Here is an 18,350-nt window from a genome sequence, read left to right as displayed (position 1 = left end):
GCGTGGTGCGTATCAAGACTGTCATGCCTCGCTGAGAGCCGAGGGTGGGAGAGGCACGATTTTCGCCGCGCCGTCCGGCCACGCCGTCCCGCCGCGCGGGAAACGCTGAACACGGGTGGACAACAAGGGGTCCGCAGTGTGTACGATTCACCCCGTCGCCGGGCGGCTCCCCCCGTGGCCGCCCGGCGCTAAAACTCCCGGCGTGCGGCCTCTAGACTCGCCCCGGTGACGACTCCTACCACCCCGGACGAGACGCTGATCTGCTCGGCGCGGGGGTGTCGCGCGCCCGCCGCCTTCCAGCTCCGCTGGCACAATCCCCGCCTGCACGCGCCCGACCGGCGCAAGACCTGGCTGGCCTGCCCGGACCACCGGGGCTCCCTCGGTGATTTCCTCGACGCACGCGGCTTCCTCCGCGAGGTGGTCCCGCTGCCCTGATCGCCTACGCTCGAAGCGTGAGCGAGCAGATGACCCGAGCCCGTACCGGCGGCGAGCACGGCAGGTCCTCCCGGTGAGCGGTGACGGCCCGGCCGGCCTCCCGCCCGCCTCGCGCAGCGCGTTGGAGCCCTGGCCGGACACGGTCCGCTGGCAGCCGATCTCCCGCGACCTGATCTGGGTGGAGCTGATCCGGCTCGGCATCGGGCTGGCCGTGGCGCTCGTGGTGCTCGGCGTGGCCTGGGCGCTGTCCGGGCACTGGCTGCTCGGCGCCGCCGTCGGCGTGGCGGTGCTGATGGGCGTCTGGCGGTCGGTCACCATCGTGCGGGCGGTCCGCGCCTGGGGGTACGCCGAGCGCGACGACGATCTGCTCGTGCGGCACGGCCTGCTGGTGCGGCGGTTGTCCATCGTGCCGTACTCGCGGATGCAGTTCGTCGATGTGAGCGCGGGTCCGCTGGAGCGCGCCTTCGACCTCGCCACCGTGCAATTGCATACGGCCGCGGCCGCGAGCGACGCGCGGGTGCCCGGCCTGCGTCCGGCCGAGGCGTCCCGGCTGCGCGACCGGCTGACCGCTCTGGGCGAGGACCGGGCGGAGGGCCTGTGAGCGAACGGAGCGACTCCGGCGCCCCGCCGCCCCACGACGACCGGCCCGAGCCGACGCCCGGCCCGCCCACGCCGGCCGACGCGGCGCAGCCACCGGCTCCGGGTCAGCAGCCCAACGGGTATCCGTGGCCGCCCGCGCCGGGATACGGACCGCCGCCCGTCCCCGGACCACCGTCCGGGGACGGGCCTCCGCCCGGCTACGGACCTCCGGCCGGGTACGGGCCACCTCCCGGGTACGCACCGCCACCCGGCTACGGGCCGCCCGGCTCGGCGGCACCCGGGTACGGGCCGCCGCCCGGACCCGACGCGGCGCCCGGGCCGTGGCCCGCGCCGCTGCCGCCGTACCCGGGACCGTGGGGTCCGGCGGCCGGGCCGCCCGCCGGTGGTGAGGAGCCCCGGCAGCGGCTGCATCCGCTCAGCCCGGCGCTGCACGGCGCGAAGTCGCTGGTCGTGGTGATCGCCGGGCTCTCCTGGTCGACGCTGTCGCGGGTCGGGTTCGGCTGGTTCGCGGTGCTGGTCACCGTCTTCGTGCTCGGCGCCACGGTGCTGTCGGTGGTGAGCTGGTGGAACACCGGCTACCACCTGGTGGGCCGCGAGCTGCGGGTCTACGAGGGCCTGCTGTGGCGGCGTACCCGGGCCATCCCGCTGGAGCGGTTGCAGGCGGTGGAGGTGGTCCGGCCGCTGCTGGCCCAGCTCACCGGCCTGGCCGAGCTGCGGCTGGAGGTGGTCGGCGGGGGCAAGACCGAGGCGCCCCTGGCCTACCTCAGCGTCGCCGAGGCCACCGCGCTGCGGCAGCGTCTGCTCGCGGTGGCCGGTCGCTCCGCCCCGGCGCCGGTTCCGGCGGCCGAGCCCGGCGCGCCGGTCGCGCCCGTGCCGGAAGGGCGCCGGCTGCACGCGGTACGCAACCAGGACCTGCTGATCAGCCAGTTGCTCACGCCGCAGGCGTTCCTGCTGCCGTTGGGCCTGGTGTTCGTCGGCGCCCAGTTCCTCTCCGAGGGCTCGTGGTCGTTCATCGCGGTGGCGAGCACGCTCACCGCGATGGCGGGCGTGGTGCTGCAACCGATCCGCCGGGTGCTCGACGACTGGAGCTTCCGGCTCGACCGGGACGACGGCACGCTGCGCGTGCACAACGGGCTGCTGGAGACGCGGATGCAGACCGTGCCGCTGCACCGGGTGCAGACCGTACGGGCGACCTGGCCGCTGCTCTGGCGGATGAAGGGGTGGTTGCGGCTGCGGCTGGAGGTGGCCGGCTACTCGGCCGGTGAGCCGGACGACCGCAACCGCCCGGACCGGCTGCTGCCGGTCGGCGACGCGGGCACCGGCGCGATGGTCGTGGCGGAGGTGCTGCCCGGCGTACGGCTGGACGCGCTGCCCGCCACACCGCCCCCGTCGCGGGCCCGGTGGCTGCGCCCGCTGAGCCGCAAGGTGGTCGGCGCCGGTCTCGACGAGCGGGTCTTCGTGGCCCGCTCCGGGCTGCTGACCAGGCAGTTGACTCTGGTGCCGTACGCCCGGATCCAGAGCGTGCGCGTCACCCGCGGCCCGGTGCAGCGGCTGCTGCGGCTGGCCACCGTGCACGCGGACACCGCCGGTGGGGCCGGGGCGGCGGCTGTCGACCGGGATCTGGCCGACGCGTGGGAGCTGGCCGCGGAGCTGACCGAGCGGTCGCGCGCCGCCCGCCGTACCGACAGCGGCCGCTGACCCCGGCGGCCGCGACGCCACGGCGAACCACGGCGGCGCGCAGACGACCCGGCCGCCCGTGACGGCGGCGGGGGGGCCTACCGGCGCTCGGCGGGCACCGCGTCCCGGTCGTCGGCGGCGCGGTCCGGGGTGTCGGCGGCGGTGTCGCCGTCGGCGGACGGGGCACCTGCGGCGACGGCGGGCTCACCGGCACGCCGGGCCTGCCGCGCCGCCCACCAGCGCTCGGCCAGGCCGACCACCAGGAACGTCATGCCCACGTACGCCCAGCCGACCAGCACGTCGATCAGGTAGTGCTCGCCGCTGTACATCAGCGTGAACGTCATGGCCAGCGGATACGCCAGCATCAGCGGCCACCAGCGCTTGCGCACCGACCGCATGAAGAACAGCACCACGAACAGCGCGAACGCGGTGTGCAGCGACGGCATCGCGGCCACCGGGTTGGAGGCGATCTGCCCGGCGTTGAGCAGGTTGCCCGCGCCGTGCATGCCGATCTCCTTCCAGCCCCGGGTGGAGATCCGCGCGACCTCGGTGAGCAGGCCGTTCTGCGCCGCCCACCACGGCGGCGCGGCCGGGTAGGCGAAGTAGGTGACCAGGCCGGCCGCGCACAGGAAGCCCCAGCGCGACATGTACGCGATCCAGCGCCGCCGGTTGCGCATCCACAGCACCGCGGCGGCGGCGAACGTCGCCACGAAGTGCGAGAAGTAGATCCAGCTCACCAGCACGTCCCACCAGCGCACCTCGGACGCGTCGTACAGGCGCTCCTGGAGCCAGATCGTCGGCACCTCGCCGCCGGTGAGCCACCCGGTGAGGAAGCGGTCGGCGACGATCAGCTCCATCGCGTGCGGGGTGGCGCCGTTGTCGGCGAACCCGCGGGACAGGTTGTACGCGGCGAGCAGCAGCACCACCGGGATCCAGTCCCGGGCGAAGCGCAGGTGGCTGCGCCACGGGCGGGCCGAGTTCCACGCGACGGTGCCGGCCCAGATCCACAGGAACGCGTACGCCGGGTCGGTGGGCAGGCCGATGGCGAGCCAGGCGACGACGAAGGCGACGCCCCAGATGGTCATCGCGATCACACGGCGGCGCCCACCGTCGGGCGATTCGGTGGTCGCGTCGGGGGCGGGGGTCGGAGATTGTGTCAGCTCGGCCATCGCGGACAAGGTTAACGGCGGGCGACGGGCGGGCATGCGGGCGGGCGGTGACGACCGGACCGGCGGCGGCCCGGACGCCGGACGGCCGCGGGTCGGCTGCACTAGGCTCGGCCGCATGCAGGAGCAGCCGGAGTCGCCCTTCACGCCGGGCCTGACCGCCCGGGTCGAGCTCACAGTGACCGACGCCGACACCGCGCAGGCGGTCGGCTCGGGGGACGTGCCGGTGCTCGGCACACCCCGGGTGCTGGCGCTGGCCGAGGCCGCGACGGTGGCCGCCACCGCGACCCGGATGCCGTCCGGGTCGACCACTGTCGGCGTGCGGGTGGAGCTGGAGCACCGCGCGGCCACGCCGGTCGGTCGTACCGTGGCCGCCCACGCCGAGCTGGTGAAGGTCGACGGGAAGCGGCTCGTCTTCGACGTGACAGTCACCGACGGGCCCACCGTGGCGGCGCAGGGCCGGGTCGAGCGGGTGCTCGTCGACCGGCAGCGCTTCGTCGAGCGGGCCGTGCGCCAGTCATGATGGCCGGGTTCTCCGAGGTCGCCGCCGGGGTGCACGTGCTGCGCGAGCCGACGCTCGCGGTGAACGTCGTGCTGGTGGCCGGTGACGGCGCGGCGCTGCTCGTCGACACGCTCTCGACCGCAGGGCAGGCCCGGGAGCTGGCGGAGGCGGCGCGGGCGGTGACGCCGTACCCGTGGACGATCGTGAACACGCACCACCACTTCGACCACTGCTTCGGCAACGCCACGCTGGCCGGGCCGGACACCGCGATCTACGCACAGGCCCAGGCCGCGGCGGCGCTGCGGGACCGGTCCGACGCGGTGCGCCGCGCCGCGTACGAGGAGATGCGTGCCGGGCACCCGGCGCTGGCCGAGGAGCTGGCGCGTACCGAGCTGCGGGCGCCGACGCACGAGGTGCACGAGGAGACGGTGCTCGACGTCGGCGGCCGGCGGGTGGTGCTGCGCCATCCCGGGCACGGGCACACCGACGCCGATCTGGTGGTGCACGTGCCCGACGCGGACGTGCTGGTCGCCGGCGACCTGGTGGAGCAGAGCGGGCCACCGGCGTTCGAGGAGTCGTACCCCCTGAAGTGGCCGGACGCGCTGGCCGACCTGCTGCGGCTGACCACGCCCGCGACGGTGGTGGTGCCCGGCCACGGCGAGCCGGTCGGCGTGGACTTCGTCCGCGAGCAGCACGCGCAGCTCGCGCGGCAGGCGTGGCTGATCCGCGCCGGGCACACCGGCAGCGCCCCGCCGGAGCGGGTGGCGGCCGAGTCGCCGTTCGGCGCCCGGCCGGGCCTGATCGCCGCCCGCCGCGGCTACGCGGAGCTGGACGGCACGGCCTGACCGGCGGCCGCGCTCAGCCGGCGTCGGCGAGGATCTCGCGGAGACGGTTGCGGCACTCGGCGACGAACGCCGGGAACGTGTCCCAGTAGTAGGAGACGCCGCTGGCCGCCACCCCGAGCGCCCAGGCGCGGGCCCGTGCCCAGGTCACGTCGTCCACGCCGAGCGCCTCCCGGTAGGCGTGCCGGGCCCGCGGCGGAAGGTCCCAGATCGGCGCGTGTTCCGCGTCGGGGTGCCCGACAGTCAGGCCGCCGAAGTCGATGACCGCCCGCAGCCGTCCGCCGTGCACCAGCAGGTTGGTGGGCTTGAGGTCGCCGTGCAGCCAGACGTGCGGCCCGGCGGGTTCGGGCAGGGTGAGGGCGTCCCGCCAGAGCCGGACCAGGGTGTCGACGTCCGTCTCGTCGCCGATCCGGCTCCGGCAGTCGTCGAGCGCCGCGGAGATCCAGGCGTCGCAGGGGTGGAGGCTGCCGCCGCGGTATCCGCTGAGCGGGCCCGCGCGGGTCGCGCCGAGCAGGTCGGTCGCGTGCAGGCGCCTGACGAATACGGCCAGGTCGGCGCCGAGGGCGGCCCAGTCCTCGACCGTGCCGGACCGGACCTCGTCGCCCGGTATCCACCGCTGCACCGACCACGGCAGCGGGAAGGCGTCGGCCGGGACGCCGGCGTACACCGGTTCCGGCACCCGGTACGGCAGCAGCGGCGCGAGCCGGGGCAGCCACTGCTGTTCCTTGCGCAGGGCACCGGCCTTCTCGGCGGTGCGCGGCAGCCGGACGAGCAGGTCGGCGCCGAGGCGGTACATCGTGTTGTCGGTCCCGGCCCCGGCCGGGGTCAGCGGCAGCGCGGCCCACTCGGGGCGCTGGTCGGCCAGCAGCGCCCGGACGACCTGCTCGTCCACGGGTATCTCGTCCTGGTGCAGGGCCATCCGGTGATCATGCGGGGCGGGACGGCGCGACGGCCACCGGGTTTCCGGGGGCCCGTCCGGGCGGTTCCGGCCGGGCATGGCCCCGCAGTGCGCCGAGCAGCGCGTCGAGGTGCGGGGCGGCGGCCAGGATCGCCTCCCTCGCCGCCGGGTCCAGCTCGGCCAGTGCCTCGTCGAGCAGCGCGGCGCGGTTGGTCTCGTAGTCGGCCATCCGGGCCCGGGCGGCCTCGGTCACGCGCAGCCGCAGCACCCGGCGGTCGCCGGGGTCGCGGTCACGGGCCAGCAGCCCGGCGTCGGTGAGGTCGCGGACCAGCGTGCTCACCGTGTTGGGCGCGGTGCAGAGGCGCCGGGCCACCTCCTTGCCGCTGATCCCCGGCGTCTCCCGGACCAGCAGCAGCAACTCCACCTGCGCCTCGGGCAGCGGGTCTCGTCCGACGCGCGCCCCGGTCCGGCGGCGCAGGAGGCGGTGCAGCTCCCCCACGACCGCTCCGACGCGCGCGACCTGCTCGTTCGTCGCCACGGGGTCACCCGCCTCACATCGCAATAGTTCTGACTACAGATGTAAGGTACCCGGACGCACCGGATCCAGGGGGTACCCACTCGTGAGCAACGCCGCGCCGACCGCCGCGCGCCCGGCCGCCGACCGCACCACCGCGTCCACCGGCGGCGTGACGCTGCTGGTGCTGCTCGGCACGCTCACCGCGATCGGTCCGCTGTCGCTGGACATGTACCTGCCGGCGTTCCCGGCCATGACCCGCGACCTCGGCGCCGACCAAGCCGGCATCCAGCTCTCGCTGACCACCTGCCTGATCGGCCTCGCCCTGGGCCAGCTCGTCACCGGTCCGCTCAGTGACCGCTGGGGGCGCCGCCGCCCGGTGCTGGTCGGCGTGGTCGCGTACACCGTGCTGGCGCTGGCGTGCGCCGCGGCGCCGAACGCCCCGCTGCTGGCCGCCGCGCGGTTCGCCCAGGGCGTCGCCGGCGGCATGGGCGTGGTGGTCGCCCGCGCGGTGGTCCGCGACCTCTACTCGGGACGGGACGCCGCGAAGTACTTCTCCCGGCTCACCCTGGTCTTCGGCGTGGCACCGGTGGCGGCGCCGGGCGTGGGCAGCCTGGTGCTGCGGTTCGGCTCGTGGCGGGCGGTCTTCGTGGCGCTCGCCGTCATCGGGGCGGTGCTCGCCGTGGCCGTCGCGCTGCGCCTGCCGGAGACGCTGCCGGCCGAGCGCCGCAGCACCGGTGGCCTGGGGGCCACCGTCCGGACCATGCGGTCGCTGCTCGCCGACCGGGTCTATCTCGGGTACGCGCTGACGCAGGGCTTCGCGTTCGCCGGGCTGTTCGCGTACATCTCCGGGTCGTCGTTCGTGTTCCAGGACGTCTTCGGCGTCTCCGCGGCCGTGTTCAGCGTGATCTTCGGCGTCAACGCGCTCGCCCTGGTCGCGGTCGGGCAGGCCAACGCCCGGCTGCTCGACCGGTTCACGCCGCGCCGGCTGCTGGTCACCACGCTCGTGGTCGGCCTGGTCACCGCGCTCGGCGTGCTGAGCGGCGCGCTGGCCGGCAGCCTGGCCGTGACGGCGGTGGCGCTGTTCGCCTTCGTCGGCTCGCTCGGCATGGTGATGCCGAACAGCACCGCGCTGGCGCTGGACGCGCACGCCCGGCACGCGGGCACCGCTGCGGCGCTGATGGGCGGCATCCAGTCGGTGGTCGGCGCGCTCGCCGCGCCGCTGGTCGGGCTCGGCGGCGAGGGCAGCGCGCTGCCCATGGCGGTGGTCCTGGCCGGCGCCGCGTTCCTGTCCCTGACCGCCGTCCTGACGATGACCCGTCCGCGCGCCTGAGCTCGCCCTCCGCGCGGGACGCCGGCCCCCGCGCGTGACGCCGGCCTCCGCGCGTGACGCCGGCCTCCGCGCGTGACGCCGGCCTCCGCGCGGGGGGCGGGTGTTAAGAAGGGGCCCTTCCTCTACCGGAGGCGTTAAGAAGGGGCCCTTCCTTTCACGCGAAGCGGGCTTCGACAGCGGTGCGGGTGGGCATGGCTGTGGCGCCGCCCGGTGACTCGCACACCACCGCCGCCACCCGCAGCGCGAACGCGACCCGCTCCCGCCACCCGGCCGGGTCGGCCGGCTCACCGGCGACCAGCAGGTCGGCCACCAGCGCGCCCATGACCGAGTCGCCCGCGCCGGTGGCGTCCACCGCGTCCACCTTCGGCGCGGGCACGCGTACCACGTCGTCGCCGGCGGCGACCAGGGCACCGTCCGCGCCGAGCGTGACCACGACGGTGCTCGCCCCCAGTTCCCGCAGGTACGCGGCGACGCCCTCGACCGGCTCGTCCGGGTAGAGCAGCCGCGCGTCGGCGCTGCTGAGCTTCACCAGGTGCGCGGCGGCCGCGAACTCGGCGACCACCGCCCGCAGCCCGTCCAGCGCGCCCGGCGTGGTGAGCAGGCGGGGCCGCACGTTCGGGTCGAACACCCGCAGCGCGCCCGCGATCGACCAGGCGCGCCGGGCGGCGGCCAGCACCGGCGGGTCGAGCAGCACGATCGAGCCGCAGTAGAGCACGTCCGCGCCCTCGACCAGCGCCACGTCCAGGTCGTCCGGGCCGAGCAGCGCGTACGAGCGGGGTTCGCCGTAGAAGCGGAAGTCCGGCTCCGCGCCGGCGAACGTCGCCACGGCGAGCGCTGTGGGCGCCGGCACCGTGACAGTCCCGCTCACGTCCACACCCGCGTCGGTGAGGAACGCGCGGATCCGTCCGGCCAGCGCGTCGTCGCCGAGCGATCCGACGAACCGCGCGTCTCCGCCGAGCCGGGCGATCGCCACCGCCACGTTGAGCGGGCCGCCGCCGATCGCCTGCCGGTAGACGGTTTCTCCCTCGTGCTCGGCGTCGAGCAGGTCCACCAGCGCCTCGCCGAGCACCACCGCGTACCCCATCCTGGCTCCCCTCGTCGTCCTCCCCCGATCCTGGCGCATGGCGGGGTCGCGGCGCGCCGCGACCCGGACATCGAGCAGCACCTATTGCGGGCGGCGTCCGGACGTGGTGGGATGGCGATGCCGGGTAACGACGCGGGGGGCTGCCGCGTCACCGGCCGCCGGGTCGAGCCGACGCGAGGGCATCCACGGTCCGTGGCAACGGACCGCAGGCGGTGCGCGCCCGCCGACGGCCCCGGCCGCACGCCGACCGGGCGCGGGCACCGCGATCGTCGCATCCGCTCGTCGCAGCGGGGCGGGCCGAACCGGGCCACGCTCCGCGAGTCAGGAGATCCCCGTGCACCGATCCCGTACGGCCGCGTTGCTCACCGCGGCCGCCACCCTGGCCCTGGGCGCGTTCGCCCTGGCCACCAACTCCGGACCGGCGGCCGCACACGGCGCGGCCATGACGCCGGGCGCCCGCACCTACCTGTGCTGGAAGGACGGCCTCACCGGAACCGGTGAGATCCGGCCGAACAACCCCGCCTGCTCGTCGGCGGTGGCCACGAACGGGGCGAACTCGCTGTACAACTGGTTCAGCGTGCTGCGCTCCGACGCCGGCGGGCGGACCGTCGGGTTCATCCCCGACGGCAAGCTGTGCAGCGGCGGCAACCCCGGCTTCAGCGGGTACGACGCGGCGCGCAACGACTGGCCGATCACCCACCTGACGGCGGGCCGGTCGATGGAGTTCCGGTACAGCAACTGGGCCCACCACCCGGGCACGTTCTACTTCTACGTGACCAAGGACAGCTGGAGCCCGAACCGGCCGCTGGCCTGGAGCGACCTGGAGGAGCAGCCGTTCCTGCAGGTGACCAACCCGCCGCAGCGCGGCGCGGTCGGCACCAACGACGGTCACTACTACTTCACCGGTAACCTGCCGTCGAACAAGAGCGGCCGGCACATCATCTACTCGCGCTGGGTCCGCTCGGACAGCCAGGAGAACTTCTTCGGCTGCTCCGACGTGACGTTCGACGGGGGCAACGGCGAGGTGACCGGGATCGGCTCGGGCGGCAGCCCCGGCCCGACCACCCCGGCGCCGACCACGCCCGCCCCGACGACGCCCGCGCCGACCACCCCGGCCCCGACCACGCCCGCGCCGACGACGAGCCCGACCATGCCGTCCGGCACCTGCATGGCGGTGTACAAGGTGGTCAGCGCCTGGAACGGCGGCTTCCAGGGCGAAGTGATGATCATGAACCACAGCACCCGGACGTACTCCGGGTGGACGGCCAACTGGACCTGGCCCAGCGGTCAGACCATCAACCAGGTGTGGAACGGCACGTTGAGCGGCAGCGGGGCGTCGGTGAGCGTCTCCAACGCCGCCTACAACGGCAGCGTCCCGCCGGAGGGCACCACGACGTTCGGCTTCACCGCGAACTTCTCCGGCACCAACTCCCTGCCGACGGTCACCTGCACCGGCAGGTGATCCCGCAGTGAGAAGGGCCCCCGGGGGCGTACCCCGGGGGCCCTGTCACGTCTGGCGGGTCAGCGGACCATGCTGCCGACGACCGGCTTGGTGAGCAGCGCGGACTGGTTGCGCTGGATGCCCGGGTCGAGCGTCTTGGCCACGAAGATGGCGTGCCAGATGCAGAAGATCAGCACGGTCCACACCTTGCGGGAGTGGTCGGCCTCCTCCCGCTTGTGCTCGTCGAGCAGGCGCATCGCGTACGACAGGTCGATCAGGTCGCCCGCGCCCGAGGTGGCCAGCACGTGCCGCGCCCACTCGTACATCTCGCCGCGCAGCCAGACCCGGGTCGGGGTCGGGAAGCCCAGCTTCTTGCGGTTGACGATGGCCGGCGGCACGACGCCCTGGAGCGCCTGGCGCATCGCGTACTTGGTGGCCTCGGAGCGGGGCGGCAGCTTCAGGTCGACCGGGATGCCGGCGGCGACGTTGAACACCTCCCGGTCCAGGAACGGCACCCGCACCTCCAGCGAGTGCGCCATCGAGATCCGGTCGGCCTTGACCAGGATGTCGCCGCGCAGCCAGGTGTAGAGGTCGACGTACTGCATCTTGGTGACGTCGTCCAGCTCGGTGCACTCGGCGTAGATCGGCGCGGTCACGTCGGTGTAGCGCACCGAGGGGTCGTAGCGGCGCAGCAGGTGCTGCTTCTCCTCCTCGGTGAACATCCGGGCGTTGCCGTAGTAGCGCTCCTCGATCGGGGTGGTGCCGCGCTCCAGGAAGCTCTTGCCCTTGACGCCCTGCGGGATCGCCTTGGACACGGCGCGCAGGCCCTTCTGCACGCCGTCGGGCAGGCTGTTGACCGCGTTGAGCGACAGCGGCTCCCGGTAGATCGTGTAACCGCCGAAGAACTCGTCCGCGCCCTCGCCGGAGAGCACCACTGTGACGTGCTCGGCGGCCTTCTTCGCCACGAAGTAGAGCGGCACCAGGGCCGGGTCGGCGACCGGGTCGTCCAGGTGCCAGACGATCTTCGGCAGCGCGTCGATCATGTCCTGCGGCCCGATCTTGGTCGGGATCGTGGTCACGTCGAGGTGCCGGGCCGAGTCCTGGGCCACGTCGATCTCGGAGTAGCCGGGCACGTCGTAGCCGACCGTGAAGGTGAGGATGTTCGGGTTGAACTCGCGGGCCAGCGCCACCACGGCTGTGGAGTCGATGCCGCTGGACAGGAACGAGCCGACCGGCACGTCCGAGCGCATGTGCATCCGTACGCTCTCGCGCAGCGTCTCCCGGATGTCGTGGTAGAGCCGCTGCTCGTCGGAGACCGGGGCCGGCCGGAACACCGGGCGGTACCAGCGGCGCACCTCGATCCGGCCACCAGGGGTCCAGGTCAGGTACTCCCCCGAGCCGATCCGGCTGATCCCCTTGTGCAGGGTGCCCGGCTCGGGCACGTACTGCAGCGTCAGGTAGTGGCTCAGGTTCGCGGTGTCGATACCAGCGTCGCCCTGGTACGCCGAGTGCGCGAACGGCAGCAGCGCCTTCTTCTCCGAGGCGAGGTAGAGGCCGTCCTGGGTCTGGAGGTAGTGCAGCGGCTTGATGCCGAAGTAGTCCCGCGCGCCGAAGGCCCGCCGCTCCTGCCGGTCCCAGATCACGAACGCGAACATGCCGCGCAGCTTGGTGAGCACCTGCTCACCCCAGTAGTGGTAGCCGGCGACGATCACCTCGCCGTCGCCGTTCGTGGCGAACTGGGCGCCGTAGTCGCGGATCAGCTCCTCGCGCAGCTCGATGTAGTTGTAGATCTCGCCGTTGAAGGTGAGCAGGTACCGCCCGCCCGCGTACGGCAGGGGCTCGTGGCTCAGCGCCACGTCGATGATCGCCAGGCGCTTGTGCGCGAACACGCCGTCCGCGTACCGGCCAGAGGCGTCGCCGACCAGCTCGACCCCTGTCTCGTCCGGGCCGCGGTGGTGCAGGCACTCCAGTGCGCCGGCGATGTTGTCGCGGTGGGCGGCGGCGTCGCCGCGCGCGCTGAAGAAGGCCAGGAGTCCGCACATGGCCGCCATCTTTCCACGCGCCGGAAGCCACCGTCGCGGCACCGCAGGCACCTCCCGCTGTCGTGCGCGCGGTACCGTCGGGACCAGCGACGAGGCTCAGGGAGGGGCGGATCATGGCCGAGGAGCGGACCGGGCAGGGCAAGGCGGCGGACGGCACGGAGTCGCACGACCCGGATTTCCCGGAGGCGTTCCTGTCGTTCATGCGGCAGGGCTGGCGGGACACCGAACTGCCGGTCACACCGCGCGCCGAGGTGCCCAACCACGTCAAGCGCCGGGCCGCGCTGGCCGAGGCCTTCCCGGGCGAGACGCTGGTCATCCCCACCGGCAACGAGAAGGTACGCGCCAACGACACCGACCACCGGTTCCGGCCGGGCAGCGACTTCGCGTACCTGACCGGCGACATGGAGCCGGACAGCGTCCTCGTGCTGCGGCCGGGCGGCGAGGCCACGCTGTTCATGCGGCCCCGGTCGTCCCGGGCGACCGACGAGTTCTTCCGCAGCCGCCACGGCGAGCTGTGGGTGGGCCGCCGGCCGACGCTGCGGGAGAAGTCGACCGAGCTGGGGCTGCCGACGGCCGACCTGAGCGAGCTGGACGCCGCGCTGGCCGAGCTGGCGCCGGGGCGTACCCGTGTGCTCCGCGGTTTCGACGCCCGGGTGGACGCGGCGGTGCGTCAGTACGACGGCGCGCGCGCCGAGGGGCAGCCCGGCCGCGACCGGGAGCTGGCGATCGCGATCGCCGAGCTGAAGCTGGTCAAGGACGAGTGGGAGATCGCGCAGCTCCAGGAGGCGTGCGACGCGACGGTGCGCGGCTTCGAGGACGTGGCACGGGCACTGCCCGCCGACCGCGGGGTCTCCGAGCGGCTGCTGGAGGGCGTCTTCGCGCTGCGTGCCCGGCACGACGGCAACGACGTCGGCTACGGTTCGATCGTCGGGGCCGGCGAGCACGCCACGATCCTGCACTGGGTGCACAACCACGGCGCCACCCGTCCGGGTGAGCTGCTGCTGATGGACATGGGCGTGGAGAACCGCAACCTCTACACCGCCGACGTGACCCGGGTGCTCCCGGTCGACGGCCGGTTCACGCCGTTGCAGCGTCAGGTCTACGACGCGGTGTACGCCGCGCAGCAGGCCGGCATCGAGATGTGCCGGCCCGGCGTGGCGTTCCGGGACGTGCACCTCGCCTCCATGCGGGTGCTGGCCGAGGCGTTGAAGGACCTCGGGCTGCTGCCGGTCAGCGTGGACGAGGCGATGGACCCGGCCTCCACGGTCTACCGGCGGTGGACGCTGCACGGCACCAGTCACATGCTCGGCATCGACGTGCACGACTGCGCCAACGCCCGCAAGGAGACCTACCGCGAGGGGCCGCTCGGCGAGGGGTACGTGCTCACCGTCGAGCCGGGGCTCTACTTCCAGCCGGAGGACGAGCTGGTCCCGGAGGAGCTGCGGGGCGTCGGCGTGCGGATCGAGGACGACATCCTGGTCACCGCCGACGGCCCGGTGAACATGTCGGCCGGGCTGCCGCGCGCCTCCGCCGAGGTGGAGACCTGGCTGGCCGAGCAGCGTGAGGCGGGCCCCCGCCTGCCTGGCTGATCCCCCGCGGCCGCGAACTCCCTCGGGCCCCACCACCGCGCCTTTCCGGCAGGTGGTGGGGCCCGCCGCCGTTCCGGGCCGTTCCCGTACCGCTCACGTGGTTGGTCACCGACCGCCGTTCGTGGGAGGAATGCGGGCTTTTTTCGGATACGTCTTCCTCGCGAGGAACCTTCTCATACGGTGCTGATCAGAGGCTACAACCGGTTTGTAGCTGGTCGCCCGGCCTGGGGCGGTGCGACCCGTTTGGGAAGAACCGAAAGGGCTCTCATGTCGAACGACGTAACGACACCCGACGGCGGCGCGCCGATGGCGCCCCCGCCGCGGACGAGCAAGCGGCGGGCGCTCTGGGTCGCCACCGGCGTGGCCGGGCTGACCGGCGTCGTCGGGCTGGCGGCACTCGGCGGTCTCGCCGCCCGCGACGACAAGTCCGGCACCGAACCGGTGGCGGAGAACCACGCCGCCGCGCCGCAGAACGCCGCTGACGACTCCCGCGCCGAGGGCGGGAAGGGCGGCGAGAAGGGCGAGGACGGGTACGGCAAGGGCGGCCGCGACCGTGGCGAGTGGGGCCCGGACAAGGGCGAGTGGGGCAAGGACGGCAAGGACGACCACGGCAAGACCCGCGAGGTCCCCTGCAAGGACGACGCCCTGATCGACGCCCTCGAACTGGCCAACCGCGACCACGGCGGCACCATCAAGCTCGCCGAGAACTGCACCTACGAACTCGGCGTCAAGGACCGCAAGTTCGGCTCCGCCCTGCCCGAGATCAAGCAGGACGTCACCATCAAGGGCAACAACTCCACCATCAAGCGCGACGCCGAAGACACCTTCCGCATCTTCCGCGTCGTCGACGGCGGCGACCTCACCCTCAAGGACCTCACCGTCAAGGGCGGCAACGCCAACGAGTTCAAGTACCCCGGCGGCGGTGGCCCCGCGCCGACGACGCTCGTCCCGGACGGCAAGGACGACGACAAGCGGTTCGAGGGTGACGGCGGCGCGCTCCTGGTGGAGCGTGGCGGCAGCGCGCACCTGTCGAACGTGAAGCTCGTCGACAACAACGCCGAGGGCGACGGCGGCGCCATCGCCAACTATGGCCGCACCTGGCTCAAGGAGAGCAAGGTCGTCGGCAACCACGCCCAGGGCGACGGCGGCGGCGTCTACAACGAGGGCATCCTCAAGGTCGAGGAGACCCACGTCGACGACAACACCGCAGGCGGCAACGGCGGCGGCATCGCCAACGGCGGCGGTGAGCACCACGACGGGCCGGTCGACCTGACCTCGGCCGCGAAGCCCGGCAAGGGCGACAAGGGCGAGCACGGCAAGCACCACGCGGGCACGGTCGAGATCATCGGGGCGCACGAGGGCAAGGACGCCTCGCTGAGCACGCTGAGCCACAACCGGGCCGGCCACAACGGTGGCGGTCTGTTCAGCAGCGGCGGCTGGGTCACCGTCTCGTTCACCGCGATCGGCGGCAACGTCGCCTGCGAGAACGGTGGCGGCGTGTACGCCGAGAACACCGACCTGCTCCTGGAGAAGGTCCACGTGGCGGGCAACCACGCCGACGGCGACGGCGGCGGCGTGGTGACGACCGGTGGTCGGGACTGGGCCGGTAACGGCGCCGAGAAGGACGGCCTCGCGGGTAGCGCCACGATCGCCGACAGCGCCGTCGTGGACAACACGGCCGGCCGGTTCGGTGGCGGCATCTTCAACGGTGAGTGGCTCGTCAAGATCGAGGACGGCTTCATCGTCCGCGACCACGACAAGGACGACAACGCCACCCTCACCATCCGCGACACCGACATCAAGGGCAACACCGCCCTCAACGGCGGCGGCATCTTCAACAACAAGGCGAAGATCACCCTGACCAAGACCCACGTCACCAAGAACACCGCCACCGACTCCAGCAAGCTCCACCGGGTCGCCGGCGGCGTCCTCAACAACGAAGGACGCGTCAAGCTCGACGACAAGTCCCTCATCAGCAACAACGACCCCACCAACTGCGCCAACACCGTCGAGGACTGCTTCAACTGACGGAACCACCACATAACCGGGAAGCCCTCCTCGCGCCGTGTCGCGAGGAGGGCTCCCACCCCGGACAGCCCGGCTGGCCGTGGTGTCCCCCGCCGGGGCATCCGGGCCGCACTGCGCCCGCCCATCCCACCCGCACCCTTATGCGGGTTTTTTTCGTGTATGACCACGAGGCGAAGAAGGTTCTCATACGGTCATCTTCAGCAGCTACAACCGATTTGTAGCGAAGGCCGCCTCGCCAGGGCGAAGCGACCTTGTCAGGTACAAGGAGAGGGCAGAGAGCTCCGATGTCCAACTACCTTCGCAATAACGATGACGCCACCAGCAAGACCATCTCCCCGCTCCGGCGTCGCCGGATGTGGCTCGCCACCGGCGTTGTGGGCCTGACCGGAGCGGTCAGCCTCGCCGGCGTGGCCTACGCGACCACCGGGGCCACCGGCCCGCACCGGCTCGCCGACGTCAAGTGGTCGACCACGCAGCAGCTCAGCGACGGCGACTACGGCGACAAGGGCGCCGAGGGCGAGTACGACAAGGACGGGTACGACAAGGACGGGTACGGCAAGGACGGCAAGGACCGCGGCAAGGAAGGCCGCGACCGTGGCGAGTGGGGCCCGGACAAGGGCGAGTGGGGCAAGGACGGCAAGGACGACCACGGCAAGACCCGCGAGGTCCCCTGCAAGGACGACGCCCTGATCGACGCCCTCGAACTGGCCAACCGCGACCACGGCGGCACCATCAAGCTCGCCGAGAACTGCACCTACGAACTCGGCGTCAAGGACCGCAAGTTCGGCTCCGCCCTGCCCGAGATCAAGCAGGACGTCACCATCAAGGGCAACAACTCCACCATCAAGCGCGACGCCGAAGACACCTTCCGCATCTTCCGCGTCGTCGACGGCGGCGACCTCACCCTCAAGGACCTCACCGTCAAGGGCGGCAACGCCAACGAGTTCAAGTACCCCGGCGGCGGCCAGCCGCCGGCCGCCGCCCCGGCTGTCGCGGCCCCGGCTGTCGCGGCCCCGGCTGTCGCGGCCCCGGCTGTCGCGGCTCCGGCCGCGGCGACCACGGCCGCCGCTGTCACGCCCGTCGCGGACGGCATGAACGGCGGCAAGGACGACGACAAGCGGGTCGAGGGCGACGGCGGCGCGCTGCTCGTCGAGCGTGGCGGCAGCGCCTACCTGGACAACGTCAAGCTCGTCGACAACAACGCCGAGGGCGACGGCGGCGCCATCGCCAACTACGGCCGCACCTGGCTCAAGGAGAGCAAGGTCGTCGGCAACCACGCCCAGGGCGACGGCGGCGGCGTCTACAACGAGGGCATCCTCAAGGTCGAGGAGACCCACGTCGACGACAACACCGCAGGCGGCAACGGCGGCGGCATCGCCAACGGCAGCGGCCTGTCCGGTGGGCACGGCCCGGCGGCCTCCGCCGCGCCGAAGGGCTACGACCCGAAGGGCAAGCACCACGAGGCCGGCATCGTCGAGATCTTCGGCTCCGACCACGGCAAGGACGGCGTCAAGTCCACCCTGTCGGACAACCGCGCCGGCAAGAACGGCGGCGGTCTGTTCAGCAGCGGCGGCACCGTCACGGTCTCCTTCACCGCCATCACGGGCAACACCGCCTGCGAGAACGGTGGCGGCGTGTACGCCGAGAACACCGACCTGCTCCTGGAGAAGGTCCACGTCGCCAAGAACCACGCCGACGGCGACGGTGGCGGTGTGGTGGTCACCGGTGGCAAGCACTGGGGCTACCCGGACAACAAGGAGCACGCCAGCGCCACGATCGCCGACAGCAAGATCGTCGACAACACCGCCAACCGCTTCGGCGGCGGCATCTTCAACGGTGAGTGGCTCGTCAAGATCGAGGACGGCTTCATCGTCCGCGACCACGACAAGGACGACAACGCCACCCTCACCATCCGCGACACCGACATCAAGGGCAACACCGCCCTCAACGGCGGCGGCATCTTCAACAACAAGGCGAAGATCACCCTGACCAAGACCCACGTCACCAAGAACACCGCCACCGACTCCAGCAAGCTCCACCGGGTCGCCGGCGGCGTCCTCAACAACGAAGGACGCGTCAAGCTCGACGACAAGTCCCTCATCAGCAACAACGACCCCACCAACTGCGCCAACACCGTCGAGGACTGCTTCAACTGACCTGACGGCCCGGGGTACGCGACCGGCCCCCTGCCACGAAACG

At 72.8% G+C, this 18,350-nt stretch carries 15 protein-coding genes; 10 read left to right on the top strand and 5 right to left on the bottom strand.

Annotated elements, in window-relative coordinates; genetic code table 11:
- Positions 1-225 precede the first annotated feature (225 nt).
- The 3 genes from FB455_RS02170 (at position 226) to FB455_RS02160 (ending at position 2,733) form a co-directional block, all read left to right on the top strand.
- The gene (locus FB455_RS02170; RefSeq protein ID WP_013287376.1) at positions 226-435 is read left to right on the top strand and encodes a hypothetical protein; all 210 of its coding nucleotides are present in this window, start codon (positions 226-228) and stop codon (positions 433-435) included.
- A gap of 73 nt (positions 436-508) precedes the next feature.
- Complete coding sequence (locus FB455_RS02165; RefSeq protein WP_013287377.1) at positions 509-1,036, top strand: PH domain-containing protein; 528 nt, start codon at positions 509-511, stop codon at positions 1,034-1,036.
- A 332-nt stretch (positions 1,037-1,368) separates the two neighbouring features.
- The gene (locus FB455_RS02160) at positions 1,369-2,733 is read left to right on the top strand and encodes a PH domain-containing protein (RefSeq protein ID WP_047893420.1); all 1,365 of its coding nucleotides are present in this window, start codon (positions 1,369-1,371) and stop codon (positions 2,731-2,733) included.
- A 77-nt stretch (positions 2,734-2,810) separates the two neighbouring features.
- On the opposite strand, the gene FB455_RS02155 is transcribed toward FB455_RS02160, so the two are convergent.
- On the bottom strand, positions 2,811-3,881 hold the full coding sequence (locus FB455_RS02155) for a phosphatase PAP2 family protein (protein WP_013287379.1): 1,071 nt from the start codon (positions 3,879-3,881) through the stop codon (positions 2,811-2,813).
- Positions 3,882-3,996: 115 nt separating this feature from the next.
- Between FB455_RS02155 and FB455_RS02150 the strand changes: the two genes are divergently transcribed.
- On the top strand, positions 3,997-4,401 hold the full coding sequence (locus FB455_RS02150) for a thioesterase family protein (RefSeq protein WP_013287380.1): 405 nt from the start codon (positions 3,997-3,999) through the stop codon (positions 4,399-4,401).
- Complete coding sequence (locus FB455_RS02145) at positions 4,398-5,225, top strand: MBL fold metallo-hydrolase (protein ID WP_145751991.1); 828 nt, start codon at positions 4,398-4,400, stop codon at positions 5,223-5,225. The genes FB455_RS02150 and FB455_RS02145 overlap by 4 nt, the downstream gene beginning before the upstream one ends.
- A gap of 13 nt (positions 5,226-5,238) precedes the next feature.
- Here the strand turns inward: FB455_RS02145 and FB455_RS02140 are convergent, their stop codons facing one another.
- A complete protein-coding gene (locus FB455_RS02140) occupies positions 5,239-6,141 on the bottom strand; it encodes an aminoglycoside phosphotransferase family protein (RefSeq protein ID WP_013287382.1) in 903 nt (300 codons plus the stop codon).
- A gap of 7 nt (positions 6,142-6,148) precedes the next feature.
- On the bottom strand, positions 6,149-6,658 hold the full coding sequence (locus FB455_RS02135; RefSeq protein WP_013287383.1) for a MarR family winged helix-turn-helix transcriptional regulator: 510 nt from the start codon (positions 6,656-6,658) through the stop codon (positions 6,149-6,151).
- Between the two features lie 82 nt (positions 6,659-6,740).
- Between FB455_RS02135 and FB455_RS02130 the strand changes: the two genes are divergently transcribed.
- Positions 6,741-7,967, top strand: a complete 1,227-nt coding sequence (locus FB455_RS02130; RefSeq protein WP_013287384.1) for a multidrug effflux MFS transporter — start codon at positions 6,741-6,743, stop codon at positions 7,965-7,967.
- Positions 7,968-8,121: 154 nt separating this feature from the next.
- Here the strand turns inward: FB455_RS02130 and FB455_RS02125 are convergent, their stop codons facing one another.
- Positions 8,122-9,051: a carbohydrate kinase family protein gene (locus tag FB455_RS02125; protein ID WP_145751990.1), complete on the bottom strand. Its 930-nt coding sequence runs from the start codon at positions 9,049-9,051 to the stop codon at positions 8,122-8,124.
- Between the two features lie 328 nt (positions 9,052-9,379).
- Between FB455_RS02125 and FB455_RS02120 the strand changes: the two genes are divergently transcribed.
- Positions 9,380-10,513, top strand: coding sequence for a lytic polysaccharide monooxygenase (locus tag FB455_RS02120; RefSeq protein WP_186466366.1), 1,134 nt, complete (start codon positions 9,380-9,382; stop codon positions 10,511-10,513).
- 59 nt (positions 10,514-10,572) lie between these two features.
- Here the strand turns inward: FB455_RS02120 and asnB are convergent, their stop codons facing one another.
- Positions 10,573-12,534, bottom strand: coding sequence for an asparagine synthase (glutamine-hydrolyzing) (asnB, locus tag FB455_RS02115; protein WP_145751986.1), 1,962 nt, complete (start codon positions 12,532-12,534; stop codon positions 10,573-10,575).
- 113 nt (positions 12,535-12,647) lie between these two features.
- Between asnB and FB455_RS02110 the strand changes: the two genes are divergently transcribed.
- The 3 genes from FB455_RS02110 to FB455_RS02100 all read left to right on the top strand — a co-directional run bounded on the left by FB455_RS02110 (position 12,648) and on the right by FB455_RS02100 (position 18,307).
- Entirely contained in the window at positions 12,648-14,123 is a 1,476-nt protein-coding gene (locus tag FB455_RS02110) for an aminopeptidase P family protein (protein ID WP_145751984.1), read from the top strand.
- A 267-nt stretch (positions 14,124-14,390) separates the two neighbouring features.
- Complete coding sequence (locus FB455_RS02105) at positions 14,391-16,151, top strand: hypothetical protein (RefSeq protein WP_071098448.1); 1,761 nt, start codon at positions 14,391-14,393, stop codon at positions 16,149-16,151.
- 284 nt (positions 16,152-16,435) lie between these two features.
- Positions 16,436-18,307 (top strand): hypothetical protein, encoded by a 1,872-nt coding sequence (locus FB455_RS02100; protein WP_145751982.1) that lies wholly within the window; start codon positions 16,436-16,438, stop codon positions 18,305-18,307.
- Positions 18,308-18,350 lie beyond the last annotated feature (43 nt).

The organism is Micromonospora sp. CNZ296 (assembly GCF_007827635.1).
The sequence above is the reverse complement of the archived record's forward strand: the minus strand, read 5'-3'. Positions and strand labels throughout refer to the sequence as shown.